The sequence below is a fragment of the Amycolatopsis sp. NPDC058986 genome (genome assembly GCF_042741125.1).
In the GTDB taxonomy this organism is placed as follows: domain Bacteria; phylum Actinomycetota; class Actinomycetes; order Mycobacteriales; family Pseudonocardiaceae; genus Amycolatopsis.
The window spans coordinates 226,996-242,937 of record NZ_JBHYJW010000004.1; the positions used below are offsets into that span (position 1 = coordinate 226,996).

18 protein-coding genes are annotated in these 15,942 nt (G+C 71.6%); 2 read left to right on the forward strand and 16 right to left on the reverse strand.

Going from position 1 to position 15,942, the window contains the following annotated elements; genetic code table 11:
* Positions 1-98 precede the first annotated feature (98 nt).
* From ACFW0G_RS06015 to ACFW0G_RS06055, 9 genes are all read right to left on the reverse strand, one after another.
* Positions 99-200, reverse strand: a complete 102-nt coding sequence (locus ACFW0G_RS06015) for a 30S ribosomal protein bS22 (RefSeq protein ID WP_007030867.1) — start codon at positions 198-200, stop codon at positions 99-101.
* A gap of 142 nt (positions 201-342) precedes the next feature.
* Positions 343-558, reverse strand: coding sequence for a helix-turn-helix domain-containing protein (locus ACFW0G_RS06020; RefSeq protein ID WP_345397694.1), 216 nt, complete (start codon positions 556-558; stop codon positions 343-345).
* 203 nt (positions 559-761) lie between these two features.
* The gene (proC, locus tag ACFW0G_RS06025; RefSeq protein WP_378323653.1) at positions 762-1,571 is read right to left on the reverse strand and encodes a pyrroline-5-carboxylate reductase; all 810 of its coding nucleotides are present in this window, start codon (positions 1,569-1,571) and stop codon (positions 762-764) included.
* Between the two features lie 117 nt (positions 1,572-1,688).
* Positions 1,689-2,462 carry a thioesterase family protein gene (locus ACFW0G_RS06030; RefSeq protein ID WP_378323729.1) on the reverse strand — a complete coding sequence of 258 codons (774 nt, stop codon included), beginning with the start codon at positions 2,460-2,462 and terminating at the stop codon, positions 1,689-1,691.
* 230 nt (positions 2,463-2,692) lie between these two features.
* The gene (locus tag ACFW0G_RS06035) at positions 2,693-3,499 is read right to left on the reverse strand and encodes a sugar phosphate isomerase/epimerase family protein (protein ID WP_378323654.1); all 807 of its coding nucleotides are present in this window, start codon (positions 3,497-3,499) and stop codon (positions 2,693-2,695) included.
* A gap of 103 nt (positions 3,500-3,602) precedes the next feature.
* Entirely contained in the window at positions 3,603-5,132 is a 1,530-nt protein-coding gene (locus ACFW0G_RS06040; protein WP_378323656.1) for a hypothetical protein, read from the reverse strand.
* A gap of 157 nt (positions 5,133-5,289) precedes the next feature.
* Positions 5,290-6,273, reverse strand: a complete 984-nt coding sequence (locus ACFW0G_RS06045) for a hypothetical protein (RefSeq protein WP_378323657.1) — start codon at positions 6,271-6,273, stop codon at positions 5,290-5,292.
* 108 nt (positions 6,274-6,381) lie between these two features.
* Entirely contained in the window at positions 6,382-6,624 is a 243-nt protein-coding gene (locus ACFW0G_RS06050; protein WP_378323658.1) for a DUF397 domain-containing protein, read from the reverse strand.
* On the reverse strand, positions 6,593-7,474 hold the full coding sequence (locus ACFW0G_RS06055; RefSeq protein ID WP_378323659.1) for a helix-turn-helix domain-containing protein: 882 nt from the start codon (positions 7,472-7,474) through the stop codon (positions 6,593-6,595). The genes ACFW0G_RS06050 and ACFW0G_RS06055 overlap by 32 nt, the downstream gene beginning before the upstream one ends.
* Before the next feature lie 182 nt (positions 7,475-7,656).
* Between ACFW0G_RS06055 and ACFW0G_RS06060 the strand changes: the two genes are divergently transcribed.
* Entirely contained in the window at positions 7,657-7,896 is a 240-nt protein-coding gene (locus ACFW0G_RS06060) for a hypothetical protein (protein ID WP_378323661.1), read from the forward strand.
* A 15-nt stretch (positions 7,897-7,911) separates the two neighbouring features.
* Here ACFW0G_RS06060 and ACFW0G_RS06065 read toward each other — a convergent pair whose 3' ends face one another.
* The 3 genes from ACFW0G_RS06065 to ACFW0G_RS06075 form a co-directional block, all read right to left on the reverse strand.
* A complete protein-coding gene (locus ACFW0G_RS06065; RefSeq protein ID WP_378323663.1) occupies positions 7,912-8,601 on the reverse strand; it encodes a response regulator in 690 nt (229 codons plus the stop codon).
* The gene (locus tag ACFW0G_RS06070) at positions 8,598-9,833 is read right to left on the reverse strand and encodes a sensor histidine kinase (protein ID WP_378323664.1); all 1,236 of its coding nucleotides are present in this window, start codon (positions 9,831-9,833) and stop codon (positions 8,598-8,600) included. Before ACFW0G_RS06070 ends, ACFW0G_RS06065 begins: the two co-directional genes overlap by 4 nt.
* A gap of 107 nt (positions 9,834-9,940) precedes the next feature.
* Positions 9,941-10,828 (reverse strand): oxidoreductase, encoded by an 888-nt coding sequence (locus ACFW0G_RS06075; RefSeq protein WP_378323665.1) that lies wholly within the window; start codon positions 10,826-10,828, stop codon positions 9,941-9,943.
* A gap of 76 nt (positions 10,829-10,904) precedes the next feature.
* On the opposite strand from ACFW0G_RS06075, the gene ACFW0G_RS06080 reads away from it, so the two are divergent.
* Positions 10,905-11,555 carry a DNA-binding response regulator gene (locus ACFW0G_RS06080; RefSeq protein WP_378323666.1) on the forward strand — a complete coding sequence of 217 codons (651 nt, stop codon included), beginning with the start codon at positions 10,905-10,907 and terminating at the stop codon, positions 11,553-11,555.
* A gap of 23 nt (positions 11,556-11,578) precedes the next feature.
* On the opposite strand, the gene ACFW0G_RS06085 is transcribed toward ACFW0G_RS06080, so the two are convergent.
* Genes ACFW0G_RS06085 through ACFW0G_RS06100 form a run of 4 tightly spaced genes read right to left on the reverse strand, consistent with a single transcriptional unit; the run spans position 11,579 to position 15,855 of the window.
* Positions 11,579-12,811 carry an ABC transporter permease gene (locus ACFW0G_RS06085; RefSeq protein ID WP_378323668.1) on the reverse strand — a complete coding sequence of 411 codons (1,233 nt, stop codon included), beginning with the start codon at positions 12,809-12,811 and terminating at the stop codon, positions 11,579-11,581.
* A complete protein-coding gene (locus ACFW0G_RS06090) occupies positions 12,808-13,521 on the reverse strand; it encodes an ABC transporter ATP-binding protein (RefSeq protein ID WP_378323669.1) in 714 nt (237 codons plus the stop codon). The genes ACFW0G_RS06085 and ACFW0G_RS06090 overlap by 4 nt, the downstream gene beginning before the upstream one ends.
* On the reverse strand, positions 13,518-14,939 hold the full coding sequence (locus ACFW0G_RS06095; RefSeq protein WP_378323670.1) for a peptidoglycan-binding protein: 1,422 nt from the start codon (positions 14,937-14,939) through the stop codon (positions 13,518-13,520). The genes ACFW0G_RS06090 and ACFW0G_RS06095 overlap by 4 nt, the downstream gene beginning before the upstream one ends.
* Entirely contained in the window at positions 14,929-15,855 is a 927-nt protein-coding gene (locus tag ACFW0G_RS06100; protein ID WP_378323671.1) for a hypothetical protein, read from the reverse strand. Before ACFW0G_RS06100 ends, ACFW0G_RS06095 begins: the two co-directional genes overlap by 11 nt.
* Between the last annotated feature and the right edge of the window lie 87 nt (positions 15,856-15,942).

Below are 15,942 nucleotides of genomic sequence, written 5' to 3' on the forward strand. Positions count from 1 at the left end.
CTTTGTCTGGTGGGCTCTGTTTTTTTTATAAGACACAGTTGGAGGTGGCCCGTCCAGCAGCTGGACGGGCCACGATCACGACCGGAGGAAATACCGGGTCACTTACCGGCTTTCCTGCGCTGCACGCGCGTGCGGCGCAGCAGCTTGCGGTGCTTCTTCTTGGACATACGCTTGCGGCGCTTCTTGATCACAGAGCCCATGAGCGCTCCTTTCCTCGTCGTTGGTCACGCTGCCCGGCGCAGCGTCCAACCGCGTGGAGCGCACAGGCACGAGCGGTCTACCAGGTTACCCGTGTGGGTTCGCGGGCCGGTCGGCGGGCACGTGGTGCGTGCCCGCGACCGGTCAGCCCACGTCGAAGTAGGCACCCTGGAGGTACTCGTGCACCGCCTTCTCCGGCACCCGGAACGACTTGCCCACCCGCACCGCGGGCAGCTCCCCGGAATGCACCAGGCGGTAGACGGTCATCTTCGAGACCCGCATCAGCGTGGCCACCTCGGCGACCGTCAGGAACTGGACCTGCCCTACTGAAGGCAGCTCCTCCTTCTTGTTCGGCGACATGATTACCGCGTCCTTCGACACGTGTCGCGCCACGAGGCTTCCCCACCTGTGGTATCGACACGCACGTGCTCCCCCGAGGGTAGCGGGACAGGTGGGGCTAAAGCGACGTCAGACCGGGTTCAATCTCGCACTCGCGATGGTGCACTAGCAGGGCGTCTGTCACGCTGTGAAGTCGCACATTCGGCTGAATGGCGTCCCAGCCGTCAGCCTTCGTGGGCTTTGCCCAGGTCGACGGAGCGGTCGCGCGCGGCCTCGATGGCGGCCAGCAACGCCGCGCGGACACCGTGCTTCTCCAGTTCACGGATGGCGTTGATGGTCGTCCCCGCCGGGGACGTCACCGCCTCGCGCAGCAGCACCGGGTGCTCGTCGGACTCGGCGAGCATCTTCGCCGCGCCCACCGCGGACTGGATGATCAGCTGCCCGGCGAGCGCCCGCGGCAGGCCGAGCAGGATCCCGGCGTCGATCATGGCTTCGACCAGGTAGAAGAAGTACGCCGGTCCGGAACCCGACAGCGCGGTCACCGCGTCCTGCTGCCCCTCCGGCACCTCGACGACCTGGCCGACGTGCGTGAGCAGCTCCTTCACCAGCGCGAGGTGCTCCGAGGTCGCGTACTTGCCCGCGGAGATCGCGCTCATCGCCTCGCCGACCAGCATCGGCGTGTTCGGCATGACCCGCACCACCGGCACGCCCTCGGCCAGCCGCCGCTCGTACAACGAGGTCGGCAGGCCCGCGCACAGCGACACCACCAGCGATTCCGGGCCCAGCAGCGGCGCCAGCTCGGCCAGCACCGGGTCGATGTCCTGCGGTTTGACGGCGACGACGAGCACGTCCGCCTGCTTCGCGGCCTCCTCGACCTCGACGCCGCGGACCCGGTAGCGCTCGGTCAGCTCGGCCGCCCGCGCCGGGTACCGCTCGGTGAAGAGCAGGTCCTCGGGCCGGTGCCCGCCGTGCAGCAGCCCCGAAAGCAGGGCCTCCCCGATCTTGCCCGCCCCCAGTACCGCGATCACAGTCATGCGATCGACTCGCTTCGCGAGACTGTGTTCAATCCCTTTCGGCGCATGATGTCCATGATTCGCTCGCAAGCATCGCTCATGCGCTCAGCGTGCCAAACGAGCGTCAGGGGCTTGGTGTCAGGGGCTCGGTGCCGGGGCGAGCGCGAGCTGACGTGCCTGGCAGACGAGCCGCCCCTGGGAGTCCACCACCATCGCGTCGGAGTCGAACCAGGCCTCGTGCACCGCGCGCGACTCGACGATCACCCGCAGCCAGCCGGGCGCCGGGCGGGTGCGCAGCAACGCGGTCAGCTGCACGGTCGGTGCCCAGCCGACGCGGCCGAGGTTGATCACGACCGGCGGATTGACGTCCCCGGCGAGCAGCGCGAAATACGGGTCGGCGAGGCCGTGGCGCGGCCGCACCCACAGCCGCATGCGCGGCGGCTCGCCCACACGGCCCGCCAGGTAACCCGCGGTCGCCGGGTCGACGCGGACCTCGCACGCCTTGGCCAGACCGAACACGCCCTCGGACGTCTCCCCGGTGATCGACGGCGATCCCGGCGGCGGCTCGGCGGGCATCATCGGGACGTCGGACCATTCCGGGCGCCGCATCGGCAGCCGTCCGGTGGTCACCCGCGCCTCGACGCAGCTGCGGCCACGCTGTTCCAGCCGGATGGCCACCACCGTCGCGCGGCGGCCGACCTTGCGCAGATCGGTGCGCAGGAGCACCGGCCCCAGTGCGGGCGCGTGCAGGAACTCGGCGCTGATGGCCAGCGGCTCGGCCGGTGGCTCACCGCGTTCGTGCAGGCCGACCACCGCGGTCCTGGCCAGCAGAGCGAGCAGGAAGCCGCCGTGCGGATGGGACCCGATCGACCATTCCGCGCGCAGGACCGCGGTGAACGTCCCGTCCCCCATCGAGCGGATCGCGCAGGCCGCTTCGAGCGACGCGCCGCCGTTGTCCGTCGTGCTCACGAACGGCCGATCCCGGTCCCCCGGAAGCCCGGGCCCCCTGAGCCGAGCAGGGGAAGCGGGTCCGTACCGGCGGCGAGGTGCAGCGTGCGCAGCGGGTTCACGGTCGGAACTTTACGTGTTCACAAGGGGGAAACGCAGGTACCTGGTGATCGTGTCCGCAGAAGATGATCTTTCTACTGCCCCAGGTGCAGCCGTGCGAAGAGCAGCGCCTCGGCGAGATCGCGGGCCCGCTGGGCGGCGCCGGTCGCGTGCCGGGTGTTGATCTCGAGCACGATCTGACCGGCGAAGTCGCTGCTGACGAGCTTCTCCAGCAGTTCGGCGCACGGCTGGTTCCCGCGTCCCGGCACCAGATGCTCGTCCTTCGGCACGCCGGTGCCATCGGCGAGGTGGACGTGCCCGAGCCCGGCGCCCATCCGGTCGGCGAGCGCCAGCGCGTCCATCCTGGCCGCCGCGGTGTGCGACAGGTCCAGCGTGTAGTGCCGGAACCCGACATCGGTCGGATCGATGGACGGCCGGAAAGCCGACACGCGCGCGTTGCGCGAACCACCCGGCGGCCGCACCTTGAACATGTTCTCGACCGCGATCTCGATGCCGCTGGCGTCTTCGAGCTCCCGGACGAGCCCGGGAAAGGCGTCGCCGTAGCGGCGCTGCCAGCGGAACGGCGGGTGCACCACGACGGTGCGGGCGCCCAGCTCGACGGCGGCGTCCACGGACCGGCGCAGCCGCACCTCCGGATCCGGCGACCAGACGCGCTGGGTGATCAGCAGCGACGGCGAGTGGATCGACAGCACGGGCACGCCGGTGCGCCGCGACCAGCGTCGCAACGCCGAGACGTCCTGGCTGACCTGATCGGCCCACACCATCACCTCGACGCCGTCGAAGCCGAGGTCCGCGGCCAGCTCGAACGCGGCACCGGCGCCGAGTGGCCACACCGACGCCGTCGACAGCCCGACGGGGACATGGGCCGAGGATTCGCTCACGCCGCCCATCCTGCCTGCTGCTCGCTCCAGTGCCCCGCGCCGGTCACCGTGGCGCCGCGCATGGGCGACCTCGGGAAGGTGCCGGAGCTGCCCGGCCGCTCGGCTAACGTGACACGAGCTGCAGTGCCGCGGGTGTCACCGTGACGACCAGGCCGACCAGTACCGCGAGGACCGTGGTCTGCAGGTCCTCGGCGCGGCGGATCTTCCGCACGATCCAGACCAGCCCGACGATCACCACCAGCGCGCCGATCAGCGCGGCGGGGGCGAGGTTGACCCACAGCCAGTTGAAGCCCAGCCAGACCCCGGCACCACCGACCACGCCGAGGGCGAGCTGACCCGCCAGCACCAGCCACTGCTTGCCCGGTGACCCGGCGGGTTCGGCTTCGGCGACAGGTTCGGCGGCCGGGGCGTCCTCGTCGTACTCGTCCTCGTACTCGCCGGACTGCTCGTAGCCGTAGTCGTCGCGGTCGAAGTCGGGGGGGCCGTCCGGGTAGGACGGCTCGTCGAACTCGCGCTCGTACTCGTCGAGGTTGTCGGGCGCGTCCTCGCGGCCGGGAGCGAACGGCATCGGCGCCGGGTGGCCCATGGTGGGCGGGCCGCCGTCGTCGTAGTCGTCGTGGGCCGGGTAGTCCTCGGCCTCCGGGTACGGCTCGGGTTCGGCCTCGGCGGGCGGCACCGGCGGGACGACCGGCATGACGCCGACCTCGGTGTCCTCCAGCTGTTCCTTCTGCCGCCGCTTGCGCCAGCCCGCCAGCCCGGCGGGCGGGACGTCGCCCGCGGGCGCCTCGGGCTCGTCGGCGACGGCCGCGAACTGCTCGGTGTGCGGCTCGGCCTTGGGGGCCTGCCGCCGCCCGGGGGCCCGGCGTGGGCGCCGGGGCGCGTTCTCGGGCGCCGGGGCGGCGAAGGTGCCGCTCGCCATCGGGCCCGGCGCGGGCGGGGCGTCGGCGTCGGGCGCGCCGTCGAGGCCGTCCAGCCGGGCCGCCAGCGGGCCGGCGGGCGGTGGCGGGGCCTGGCCGGGGCGCCGGCGGACCGGCTGCACCTCTTCGCGGGTCTCTTCGGCTGCGGGCGGAGTGGGCGGCGCAGGCGGGCCAGCGGGCGGGCGCGGCGGACGGCGCGGCGGCACCGGCATCTGGCCGGACTCCTGCGGGCGCGCGAACTGCCCCGACTCCTGGGGCGGCCGGGCGAACTGACCCGATTCCTGCGGCGGACGGACGAACTGACCCGACTCCTGCGGCCGGACGAACTGGCCGGACTCCTGCGCGGCGGGCCGCGAGGGAGGGGCAGGAGGGGCGGGCGGCTGCACGTTCGGCCGCGGCAGCGGCTGCGATTCCTGCGGCATCGGCCGCGGCGCGGGCGGGGTGTCCCCGGCCGGGCGGCGCCGCGACGTGGGTGCCGCGGGCGGGGCCGGCGGGGCCCCTGGCGGCGGGCCGTCGGCCGTGACCCGGTCGATGATGGCCTGCGGAGCGGTGTCGCCGACGCTCGCTCTCCGCCGTCCACCGGGTTCCGGGGCCGGGTCGTCGTCCTCGGCGGCACGCCTGCGGCGGCGCCGTGAACTCTCGACCTGCCCGCCGTGTTCGGCGAGCAGTTCGGCCACGGTCTTCTGCGGCTGGTCGCCTCCGGTCTGATCCGTCATACCGTGCTGTCCCAAGCGCGCTCGGGGGTTACCGCACGGGGTAAGTCGGTACCCGACGGGTCGCCGGCGGCGCCGCGCGCGCTGAACACCGTCCTCTGCATCTCCGTCACCTCTTCACCGTGCCCGTTTTCCGTCAGCGAAGTCCAGTCCGCTGCTGTCACCGGTCTTCTCCCGCGCCGAAGCGCCGGGAAAGACCGGCCCCAGTGTCGTCCGCACCGTTGGAATGGTCCAGCCGCCGCAGGATGACACCCTCTCGCAGAGCCCATGGGCAGATCTCGAGTTCTCCGAGAGAAAGCGCTCGCATGGCGCCCTGCGCCACCAGCGCCCCCGCCACCAGCTGGTGGGACCGGCTCGCGCTGACCCCTTCCAGGTGCGCCAGCTCGCCCGAAGGCATCCGCGAAATGAAGGCGAGAAGCTGACGCAGTGCGGTGTCGGTGAGGGTACGTCGGACGCGGGGGCCGCTCGCCGAGGGGGCGGCTCCGGTGAGCCTGGCCAGCGAGCGGAACGTCTTCGACGTCGCGACGACCCGGTCGGGTTCACCCCATTTGGCGACCTTCTTGGCCAGCCCGGCGAGCTGGTCCTCAAGCCAGGCCGACGTCGCGACGAGCTCCGAGCGGGTCGGCGGGTCGTGCTGGAACCGGGTCCTGGTGATGCGACCGGCGCCGAGCGGAAGGGATTCGGCGAGCTGGGGCTCCTCGTCGACGCCCATCGCGACCTCCAGCGAGCCGCCGCCGATGTCGAGGACCAGCAGGTTCCCCGCCGACCAGCCGAACCACCGGCGGACCGCGAGGAACGTCAGCCTCGCCTCGTCGACGCCGGAGAGGACCTTGAGTTCGACCCCGGTCTGCTCGGCGACCCTGGCCAGCACTTTCGCGGAGTTCCTGGCCTCGCGTACCGCCGAGGTGGCGAAGGCCATGACCTCCTCGCAGCCGAGCCGCGCGGCGGCGGCCTTGGCCGATTCCACCGCGCCGACCAGCTCGTCGGCCCCCTGCCTGCTGAGGTCGCCGGAACGGGTGATCTGCTCGGCCAGCCGCAGCACCGACTTTTCGGAATGCATGGGGGTCGGGTGGGCGCCGCGATGGGCGTCGACCACGAGGAGATGGACGGTGTTGGAACCGACGTCGAGTACCCCTAGGCGCACGAGGGTCCAGCGTACCGGCCGCACGGCCAGGTCACGAAATCGTAACCAACGCCACAGCCTTCCGTACGGTTTTCGTTGCCCGTCAGCACTCGACGCGGCGCCGGTCGATCAGCGGGAACGCTTCAATGCGGAGAGGAACGCGGTGAACGCCTCGCCCGAGAAGGCCAGCTCGCCCGCCTCCCGCGCCTTGGTGTCCCGGACGTGCGCCTGAGCACTCAGCGCCACCTCGACACACGCGTTGACTTGCCCACCGGAGTAGCTGCTCTTCCGCCAGTCGAGCGCCACTTCGACGCAGTTGTTGTTCGTGCCGCCCGAGTAACTACTCTTCCGCCAGTTCCTGTTCGTCATCATCTGCCAGTGCCCTCATCTGCTGCTTGATCAGGTGCGCCGAGTCGTCAGGTGACAACGCGGCGAGTACGGCGTCTTCGAATGCGGTGGTGAAGCGCTGCACATCGGCCTCATTTTCCACCCAAGCCCCACCCGCCGGGTACTCCAGGTAGACACCAGGCGTCTCACCCTTGTCCGGAAAGTCCACGATCGTCACAGCGCCAGACATCGTTCCGTACGCGCCTGCCGAGAAGGGCATGACCTGCACGGTGACGTGCGGCAGAGCCGCCACCCGCAGCAGGTGCTCCAACTGGTCGCGTTGCACCTCACGGCTGCCGACCTTGCGGCGGATGACTGCCTCGTCGAACACCATGTGCAAGTTCAGTGGATTGGAGTCGTACAGCACTTCCTGGCGCGCCTTCCGCACCGCAATATCGCCGTCCACCGGGATTTCTTGGTCATGGAAGCGCGACGCGGCCGCGAATAGCGCCTGCGTGTAGGCCTCGGTCTGAAGCAGGCCGTGCACCACACTCAGTTCGATCGCCCTGATCCCGTTGGCTTCGCGTTCGGCGTTGAGCATCTGCCGGAACGACTTCGGCGTGCTCGACGGCAGGCGGACCGGTTTGGGCTCGTCGCGGGCCTGTTCCCACAGCTTGACCGCCAGCTCCCGAGCCGCGTCGCTCGCGCCGTAGAACCCGAGCAGCGCCAGGACCGTCGACCAGACCGGGAGCACGTGCCCCGACTCGTAGCGGCTCACGGTGCTTTCGGAGGCCTTCAGCTCATCCGCCGGAGCGGACAGCGCGTGACCGGCCTGTGTCCGGAGTTCGAGAAGGAAGTGGCCAAGTCGCTTCTTGGCCCTCGTTGGGGACGCCATGCGCTGCATCGTAGCGACCTTGCACGTGCGCGAGCATCACTCTTTACGGGCATTGCTCATGCAATTGCGCGTCTCTACCGTTGCACAAGCCGGTGGGGTGGAGTGCCCCGGAAGACGGGTGGCGTCGCATGGTGGTGAAGCGCCCGTCGCCACCCCACCGGCCCTAACCGAGGAGGTTGTAGATGGACGGCTCCGTCGCGACAGACGAAGAGGGCGCGTCGCCCGTGTCACGCACCGAGGGCGTCATCGACCAGGCTCGCACGCTGCGCGCCCACCTGGACGAACTGCTGGTCTGGCTCAGGTTCCAGCGCCAGGACCCGGAGGCGTTCCCCAACGCCCTCCGCTCGGTCGGCAACGCGCTCCGCTTCACCGGCGAGGACCTGGTCGCCCACGCCGATGAACTCGCCCGCGCCAACCAGTGACGTGGCGCGCGCCGCTCAGGACTCGAACTTGTAGCCCAGCCCGCGCACCGTGACCAGGTGCCGCGGCGACCCCGGGTCCGGCTCGATCTTCGACCGCAACCGCTTGACGTGGACGTCGAGCGTCTTGGTGTCACCGACGTAGTCCGCGCCCCACACCCGGTCGATGAGCTGACCGCGGGTGAGCACCCGGCCGACGTTGCGCAGCAGGTACTCCAGCAGGTCGAACTCCTTGAGCGGCAAGGAGACCTCGGCCCCGTCCACGGTGACGACGTGGCGTTCGACGTCCATCCGCACCGGGCCGGCCGCGAGCACCAGCGGGGTCAGCGCGTCACCGGTGTCGCCCTCGCCGCCGCGGCGCAGGACCGCGCGCACCCGCGCGATCAGCTCCCGGGCGGAGTAGGGCTTGGTGACGTAGTCGTCGGCGCCCAGTTCGAGGCCGACGACCTTGTCGATCTCGCTGTCGCGCGCGGTCACCATGATCACCGGGACCGCGGAACGCTGACGCAGCTGCTTGCACACGTCGGTCCCGCTCATCCCGGGCAGCATGAGGTCGAGCAGCACGATGTCGGCGCCGTTGCGGTCGAACTCCTCCAGCGCCTGCTGGCCGGTGCCCGCGACGGCGGCGGTGAAGCCCTCCTTGCGGAGCAGGAAGGCGAGCGGGTCGGCGAACGACTCTTCGTCCTCGACTATGAGAACCCTCGTCACAGGTTTCCTCCATGATCCGGGCTGTCCTGCCCTGTGGCCACGAGCCGGGGTGTCCGCTCGGGGGTCTTCTCCTGCCGCCCCGCCGGGATCGCGGTGCGGCCGGGTTCGGGTGCGGGTTCGCCCGCGTGCGCGGGGATGCGCAGGGTGAACGTGGAGCCGGTGCCGGGACGGCTCCAGAGTCCCACGGATCCGCCGTGGTTGGCGGCGACGTGCTTGACGATCGCCAGGCCGAGGCCGGTGCCGCCGGTGGCGCGCGAGCGGGCCTTGTCCGCGCGGTAGAACCGCTCGAACACGCGCTGCTGGTCCTCCTCGGCGATGCCGATGCCGCGGTCGGTGACGGCTATCTCGACCACCCCGTCGCGCAGCCGCCTGCTGATCGACACCGGGCTGCCGGGCTGCGAGTACGCGACGGCGTTCTCCAGCAGGTTCGACAACGCGGTGACCAGCAGCGTCCGGTCGCCCTCGACGAGCAGGCCGCTGGCGGCGTCGGTGGTCACGGTGATCTCGGCGGATTCGGCGGAGATCGAGGCCCGGCCCAGCGCCTCGCGGACGACGGCGTCGACCTCCACGACGTTCAGATCGGGCAGCCGCTCGGCGCCCTGCAGCCGCGAAAGCGCGATCAGTTCCGTGACGAGCTGGCCGAGGCGCGTGGACTCGCGGAGGATCTTGCCGCCGAAGCGGCGGACCTCCTCGGTGTCCTCGGCGGCGTCGAGGACGGCCTCGGTGAGCAGCGCGATCGCGCCGACCGGGGTCTTGAGCTCGTGGCTGACGTTCGCCACGAAGTCGCGGCGAACCGCTTCGAGCCGGATCGCCTCGGAGTGGTCGACGGCCTCGACCACGGTGAACCCGTCCCCCAGCGAACGGACCAGGCCGAGCACCGCCTCGGGCTGGCGGCCGCGTGCCTCCAGCGGCGAAAGGTCGATCTCCATCGGCTCGTCGGTCTCGACGACCTGCTCGGCCGCCTTGCGGGCGCGCGGGTCGGCCTGGTTGACCTTCACCAGGCCGAGCTCGTAGGCCCGCGGGTTGTGCAGCACCATGTCGCCGAACTTGTTGAGCACGACGACGCCGTTGTTCGAGGAGCGGATGAGCCGGGCCAGCAGCTCGGCCACGGTGGGGCCGGCGGGGCGCCGGGCTTCCCCCCTTCGGGTGCGGATTTTGGCCGCGAGGAAGCCGACAACCACGCCGACCACCAATGCGCCGATGGCCAGTGCGAGTGAAGCAGGCGTGGTCACGGGGGAATCGTAAGCATCGAAGTGGCCTTCCGGCCTAGTCCCGGATGCCTTGTCGTGAGCACCGTGACACCTCCAGGCGACAAGTTCGCCCTGGTGTCAGGCCTCGTTCACGTTTCGGACGCCGTGCCGAGACCTTCGATAGACCGTATGTCCTCTTCGGACAACTTCAGTCCGCCCGCCGCGACATTCTGTTGGAGATGGTCGATATCCCCCGTTCCGGGGATGGCCAGCACGTTCGGTGACCGGTGCAGCGTCCACGCCAGCCGGATCTGCGCGGCGGTGACCCCGTGGTGTCGCGCGACGGATTCGACCCGTTCGTCCACGGCCGCCTGCCCGCTGGCGACCGCGAAGAACGGCACGAACGCGATCCCCTGCTCCGCGCAGAGCCGCACGAGGTCGTCGTCCTCGCGCCGCGCGGTCAGGCCGTACTGGTTCTGCACGCAGACCACCGGCGCGATCGCCTTGGCCTCGGCGAGGTGTTCCGGCCCGACGTTCGAGATGCCGAGCTCGCGGATCAGCCCGGCCTCGCGCAGTTCGGCGAGCGCGCCGAAGCGGTCGGCCAGCGAACCGGTGCCGCGTTCGAGCTGCTCGCCGAGCCGCAGGTTGACGACGTCGAGGTGCTCGCGGCCGAGCTGGCGGAGGTTCTCCTCGACCTGCCCGCGCAGTTGCTCGGGCCGCGCGGGCGGCAGCCATTCGCCCGAGGCGTCGCGGCCGGGGCCGACCTTGGTGGTGATGACCAGGTCGTCGGCGTACGGCGCGAGCGCGGTGTTGATCAGCTCGTTCGCCGAGTAGGCGCCGGAGAAGTAGAACGCGGCGGTGTCGATGTGGTTCACGCCCAGCTCGACGGCGCGGCGCAGCACCGCGATCGCCGTCTCGCGGCCCCGGCCCTCGCCGCCGCCCATCAGGCGCATGGCGCCGAAGCCGAGGCGGTTGACGGTGAACGAGCCGAGCTGCCAGGTACCCGCCGCGGCGGCGGGAGTGGTTGTCCGTGTCATGCCTTCAAGGCTCTTCTCCGCGCCCGGATCGCGCCGGGTTTGGCAGCATGCTGCCAAACCGGAGGACACTGGCCGGGTGGAGACGATCAGGGACGTCGTCGCGGTGCGCGGCGAACAGGAGCTGTTCGACCGGACGGCGCACCTCTTCGAGCGCGCGTCGGACATCGCGTGCGCCGCGCGCGACCTGCACACCTGGGCCACTTCGCAGCGTCAGGTGCGGCACGGCGGGGCCTCCGGCGCTCCCCGCGACCTGCGGATCCGCAAGATCTACCTGCCGGGCGTGCTGCTCGCCCCGGACGCGGCCGCCGAGCTGGCCGAACGCGTCGCGCTCGGTGCCCGGATCCGGATCACCACCGCCGAGATCAACGAGACGATCCTGCTGGACGGGCGGGTCGCGATCCTCGCGGGCGACCAGTCGGGCGGGGTGCGGACCTACAGCGTGCTGACGCGACCCGAGCTGGTGCAGGGCATCTCGTCGCTGTTCGACGCCGCGTGGCGCTCCGCGGCGGACCTGGCCGTCTACGACGCGCGGTTCGCGGAACTGCGGGAGCAAGTGCCGCGGATTCTCGAACTGCTGTCGTCCGGCTGCAAGGACGAGACGGCCGCGCGCACGCTCGGCGTCGGCCTGCGGACGTACCGGCGGTGGGTCGCCGAGCTGATGACCGCGCTCGGCGCGACCTCCCGCTTCCAGGCCGGGGCCCGCGCCAGGGAAGCGGGGCTGCTGTGAAGGCGCGCCTGGCGCGGTAGTGCCTAGCCGCGCAACGCGTCCACCGGCTCGATCGAAGCGGCCCGCAGCGCCGGGTACGCCCCCGCCAGCAGCCCGACCAGCGCACCAGCCACCGGGGAGGCCAGCACCACGAGCGGGTCGACGACGGCCGTCCACTCGCGCGCGAGTGCCACCAGGACGACGGTGAGCACGCCGAGGCTGGTACCGACCAGCCCGCCAAGCAGCCCCAGCACCGCGGACTCGGTGACGAACTGGGCCGCGATCTGCCGCCGCCGCGCGCCGAGCGCACGCCGCAGGCCGATCTCCGCGGCCCGTTCCATGACCGACACCAGCGTGGTGTTGGCGATCCCGACCGCGCCGATCACCAGCGCCAGCCCGGCGAGGAGCAGGAACAGGCTGTCGACGTCCGCGGCCACCGTGTCGCGCAGTGACCGGGGATCCGGTGGGGCCGCGACGGAAAGCAGCTGTGGCGCTTCGGGACGCAGCGCCGTCGGCAGCTGGGCCGCGACGACCTGTGCGCTGCCGAGCCGGGTCTCGACCAGCATCTTCGCCGGGTCGTCCGGCGCGGGCGGACCGTAACCGTCGAGCGCGGTGGTGGCCGGGACGATCACGCCGAGACCGGCCTGGGGCAGCCGTTCCGGCGTGCGGACGATACCGATCACCGTGTAGGCACGGCCCCCGAGGAACACCGCGGGCTGGGCGTCGAGCCGGGAGACACCGAGCTGCGCCGCGGCCGGCACCCCGAGCAGCGCCACTCGTTCGCCCCGCCGCTCGTGGAACTCGTCGAACAGGGTGCCACTCACGACCGGGGTGTGCGCCGCCCGCAGCGCTCCCGGGGACACCGCGTAGACGTCCAGCGTGTGGGCGTCCCGGGCTCCCGGCAGCGCCCTGGCACTGACCTGGGTGCCCGGCGGCAGCGGGACCTTCCAGTACCGGCCCGCGTCGGCGACCCCGTTCACCGCCCGCGCCCGCTGGTCCGCGTCGGCCGGGAAGTCCAGCACCGGGTCGATGGTCCGCACCTTGGCCCCGGCGTCGGTCACCGTGACCTCGGTCGCCGACAGCACCGTGAACCGGGCGCTGATCTGCCCTGCCGAGGTGGCGGTGAAGCCGAGGATGGCCACCAGCGAGGCGGTGCCGATCACGGTGCCGAGCATGGTGAGCGCCGAACGCGCGGGCCGCTGCAGCAGCCCGGCCAGCGCCTCCGCGGCCAGGTCCCGGATGGCGAGCGCCGATCTCCGGGGGCGCCGCACGGTCACCGCCCCCGCCCGTTCGCGGCCTGCCGCTCCCGCATGGTGCCGTCGGAGATCTCGAGCACCCGGCCCGCCCTGGCCGCGACGACGGGATCGTGGGTGATCACCACCATGGTCAGGCCTGCCTCGTGCAGACCGCCGAACAGGTCCAGCACCGCGGAAGTGGTGCCGGAGTCGAGGTTGCCGGTCGGTTCGTCGCACAGCAGCAGGCTCGGCCGGTTGGCCAGCGCCCTGGCGATCGCGACCCGCTGGCGTTCGCCGCCGGACATGGTCGTGGGCAACGCGTCACGACGGGCGCCGAGGCCGACCCGCTCGAGTGCCTCGTGCGCCCGGGTCCGGCGCAGCCGCCGCGGCGTCCGGTTGTAGAGCATGGCCAGCTCGACGTTCTCGGTGGCCGTCCGATGGGGCAGCAGGTGGAACGCCTGGAAGACGAACCCGACCGTGCTCCCGCGCACCGTGGTCCGGTCGGCGTCCGGCAACCCGGCGACGTCGACGCCGTTGAGGGCGTAGACCCCGCCGGTCGGCGTGTCCAGCATGCCCAGCAGGTTCAGCAGCGTGGACTTCCCGGACCCGGACGGTCCGACCACCGCGACGTACTCGCCGGCCCGCACGGTCAGATCGGTGGCGCGCAGGGCGTGCACCGGCGGGGCGCCGGGATAGACGCGGTGCACCCCGCGCAGCGCGATCACCGGCGGTACCTCCGCCACGGCGTTCACCGGCCGATCACCACCTGGTCTCCTTCCGCGAGGTCACCCGCGACCGGCGTGATCTCGACCAGACCGCCGCCGGAGCGGCCCGCCCTGACCTCGACCGTCCGCTGCGTACCAGCCGCGCCCGCGACGACGACCCGGGTCCGCCCGTCGCCCGAGGACGTCACGGCCGCCGAGGGCACCGCGAGCACCGGCCCCCCGGTCTGCGCGAACTTCAGCGTGAGCCGGACGTCCTGGCCGATCAGCGCGGGTTCGAGCGGAGTGTCCGGGGTGATCGTCACGGCCACGTACGAGGTCCCCGACGCCTGCCCCTTGCCCTGCTGGTCCCCTGAAGCGCTGGGCGGGTTCTGGGGCTGCTCCCCGATCGCGGCGACCTTTCCCGCGCCGCGGAACCCGGTCACCTCGGAGTCGATCTCCGCGACGGCACCGGGCTGGACGAGGCTCCGGTCGGCCGGGTCGAGGCGGCCGATCACCTGCAGCCTGCCCGAGGACAACGTGACCAGCGGGGCCTCCACCGCCTTGCCGGGCTGAGCGCCCTGTTTGGTGACCCTGGCCGGGAACGACGGCAGGAAGACGAGTTCCGCCTGCGGCACCATCGGGCCGGTCCTGGCGTCCAGGTCGGCCAGCCGTTTTTCCGCCGTGCGCAGATCCGCGCGGGCGTCCTCGACGACATGCGGGGACGCGGGCTGTCCCGGCGCGGCCTGTCCCTCGGAGACATCGCGCAGCCGTCGCTTCGCCTGCGTCACGGCGTCCTGCGCGGCCTGCGTCGCCGCCTGGTCCTCGCCGGACGCGCCGCCCGCGCCACCGGTCGTCGGCACGGCGAAACCCAGCCGCTCGTAGTACGCCCGCACGGCCCGCTTGGTCGCGGCGCCGAACACCCCGTCCGGATCACCGGCACTGGGGAATCCCAGCTCGGCGAGCGCACGCCGCAGCCCGGCCACGTCCTTTCCGGTGTCGCCCGGCCGGAGGTCGCGATAGGCGGGCTCGGTGCCGGGCAGCGCGACGAGCGGCCTGCCCGACACCTCGACGAGCACGTCACCGGCGTTGACGGTGTCCCCCGCGGCCTTGCGCACCGCGGTCACCACGGGCTTCGGTCCCGCTGCGGCACCGGCGGGGCCCCCTGCCGGGACGGGTGTGGCCTGGACGTCGTCGGTCCCGGCCACGGTTCCCCGCACCACGACGGTGGTGCCCACGACCTGCCGTTTGACCGGTGCCGTCAGCACGGTCGGCGCGACCGGACGTTCCTCGGCCGCCAGCTGTGCCGGCGATTTCACGAACGCGGCACCCGCCACCCCGCCCGCGGTGAACAGCACGACGGCACCGGCCACCAGCAGCAGCACCCTTTTACGACGTTTCAGCACGCTGCCCGGCGCGGTTTCCTTTTCGCGGGGGACACCGCCGGGGGACGAGCCGTCAGCCGCCATTGGCCACAATCTGTTCCGCCGCCTTGACGACCAATTGCCAGGTGTCACGCAGCTGGTTCAGCGCGGGCGCGTTCTTTTCGAGCAACGCCTGCTGATATCCGCTTTCCACGGCGAACCGGATCCCCGGCAGGTTTGTGCGCTGTTTGCACGTGACATCGGCGACGGCGGTGGCGATTTCGGCCGACGACCGCGGTGCCGGCCACTTCTGCTTGCGCGGTTCCTCCGGCGACTTGTACGCATACCCGGATTCGGCCATGCACGCGCTCCACGCCGCGTTCACCGCGACGACCCTGCTGTCCCCCTGCGCGCGTTCGGCGGCCTGTGCGGCGAGCCTGCCCGCCAGTTCCTTGTCGAGCTTGTCGTACTCGGGCACATGCACGACGGAGGCCTCGAAACAGCCGCCGCTGCCCTCGTTTTCGGGCGGGGCGAAGCCGTAGAGCGCCTTGACCCAGGCCGCACCGTGCTTCTGCACCGCGTCGTCCAGCGTCGGCAGTTTCACGCCCTGCTCGCCGAGCGACTGCAGGGTTCCGGTGCCCGGCGGCGAGTAGCCCGATTCCTTCGCCTGAGCGAGATCGTTGATGCCGTATGCGGGCAGCGGCACGCTGTCGCCCTTGGCCTTGCCACCGCCGGGGGCGTCGTCCGTCTTGTAGTCGAATCCCTTTTCCCGCATGCATTTCGTGGTGAGAATGACGCCCGCCTTGTCCAGCGTTTCCTGACGGCCTGCCGCGAGCCGGACGTACGGGTCGAGCGGGAGGTGGACCGCCGCCGGATCGGCCGGGGCGGGAGCCGGGTTCGCCGGAACCGCGGGCTCCGGAAGCGATCCCGCGTCGGGGGTGCCGGACGGGCCCGCGGCGCAGGAAGCCGCCAGCACCAGGAGAAAACCGAACGCCGGAAGAAGAACCGAACGTCTCTTCATACGAGCCCACCCTACCAGTTCCTGTTTTCCGATAGACGGCGGAAAAGCTTTCCGGACGCCGATACGACGTCCGGAAAGCTCAGAAAT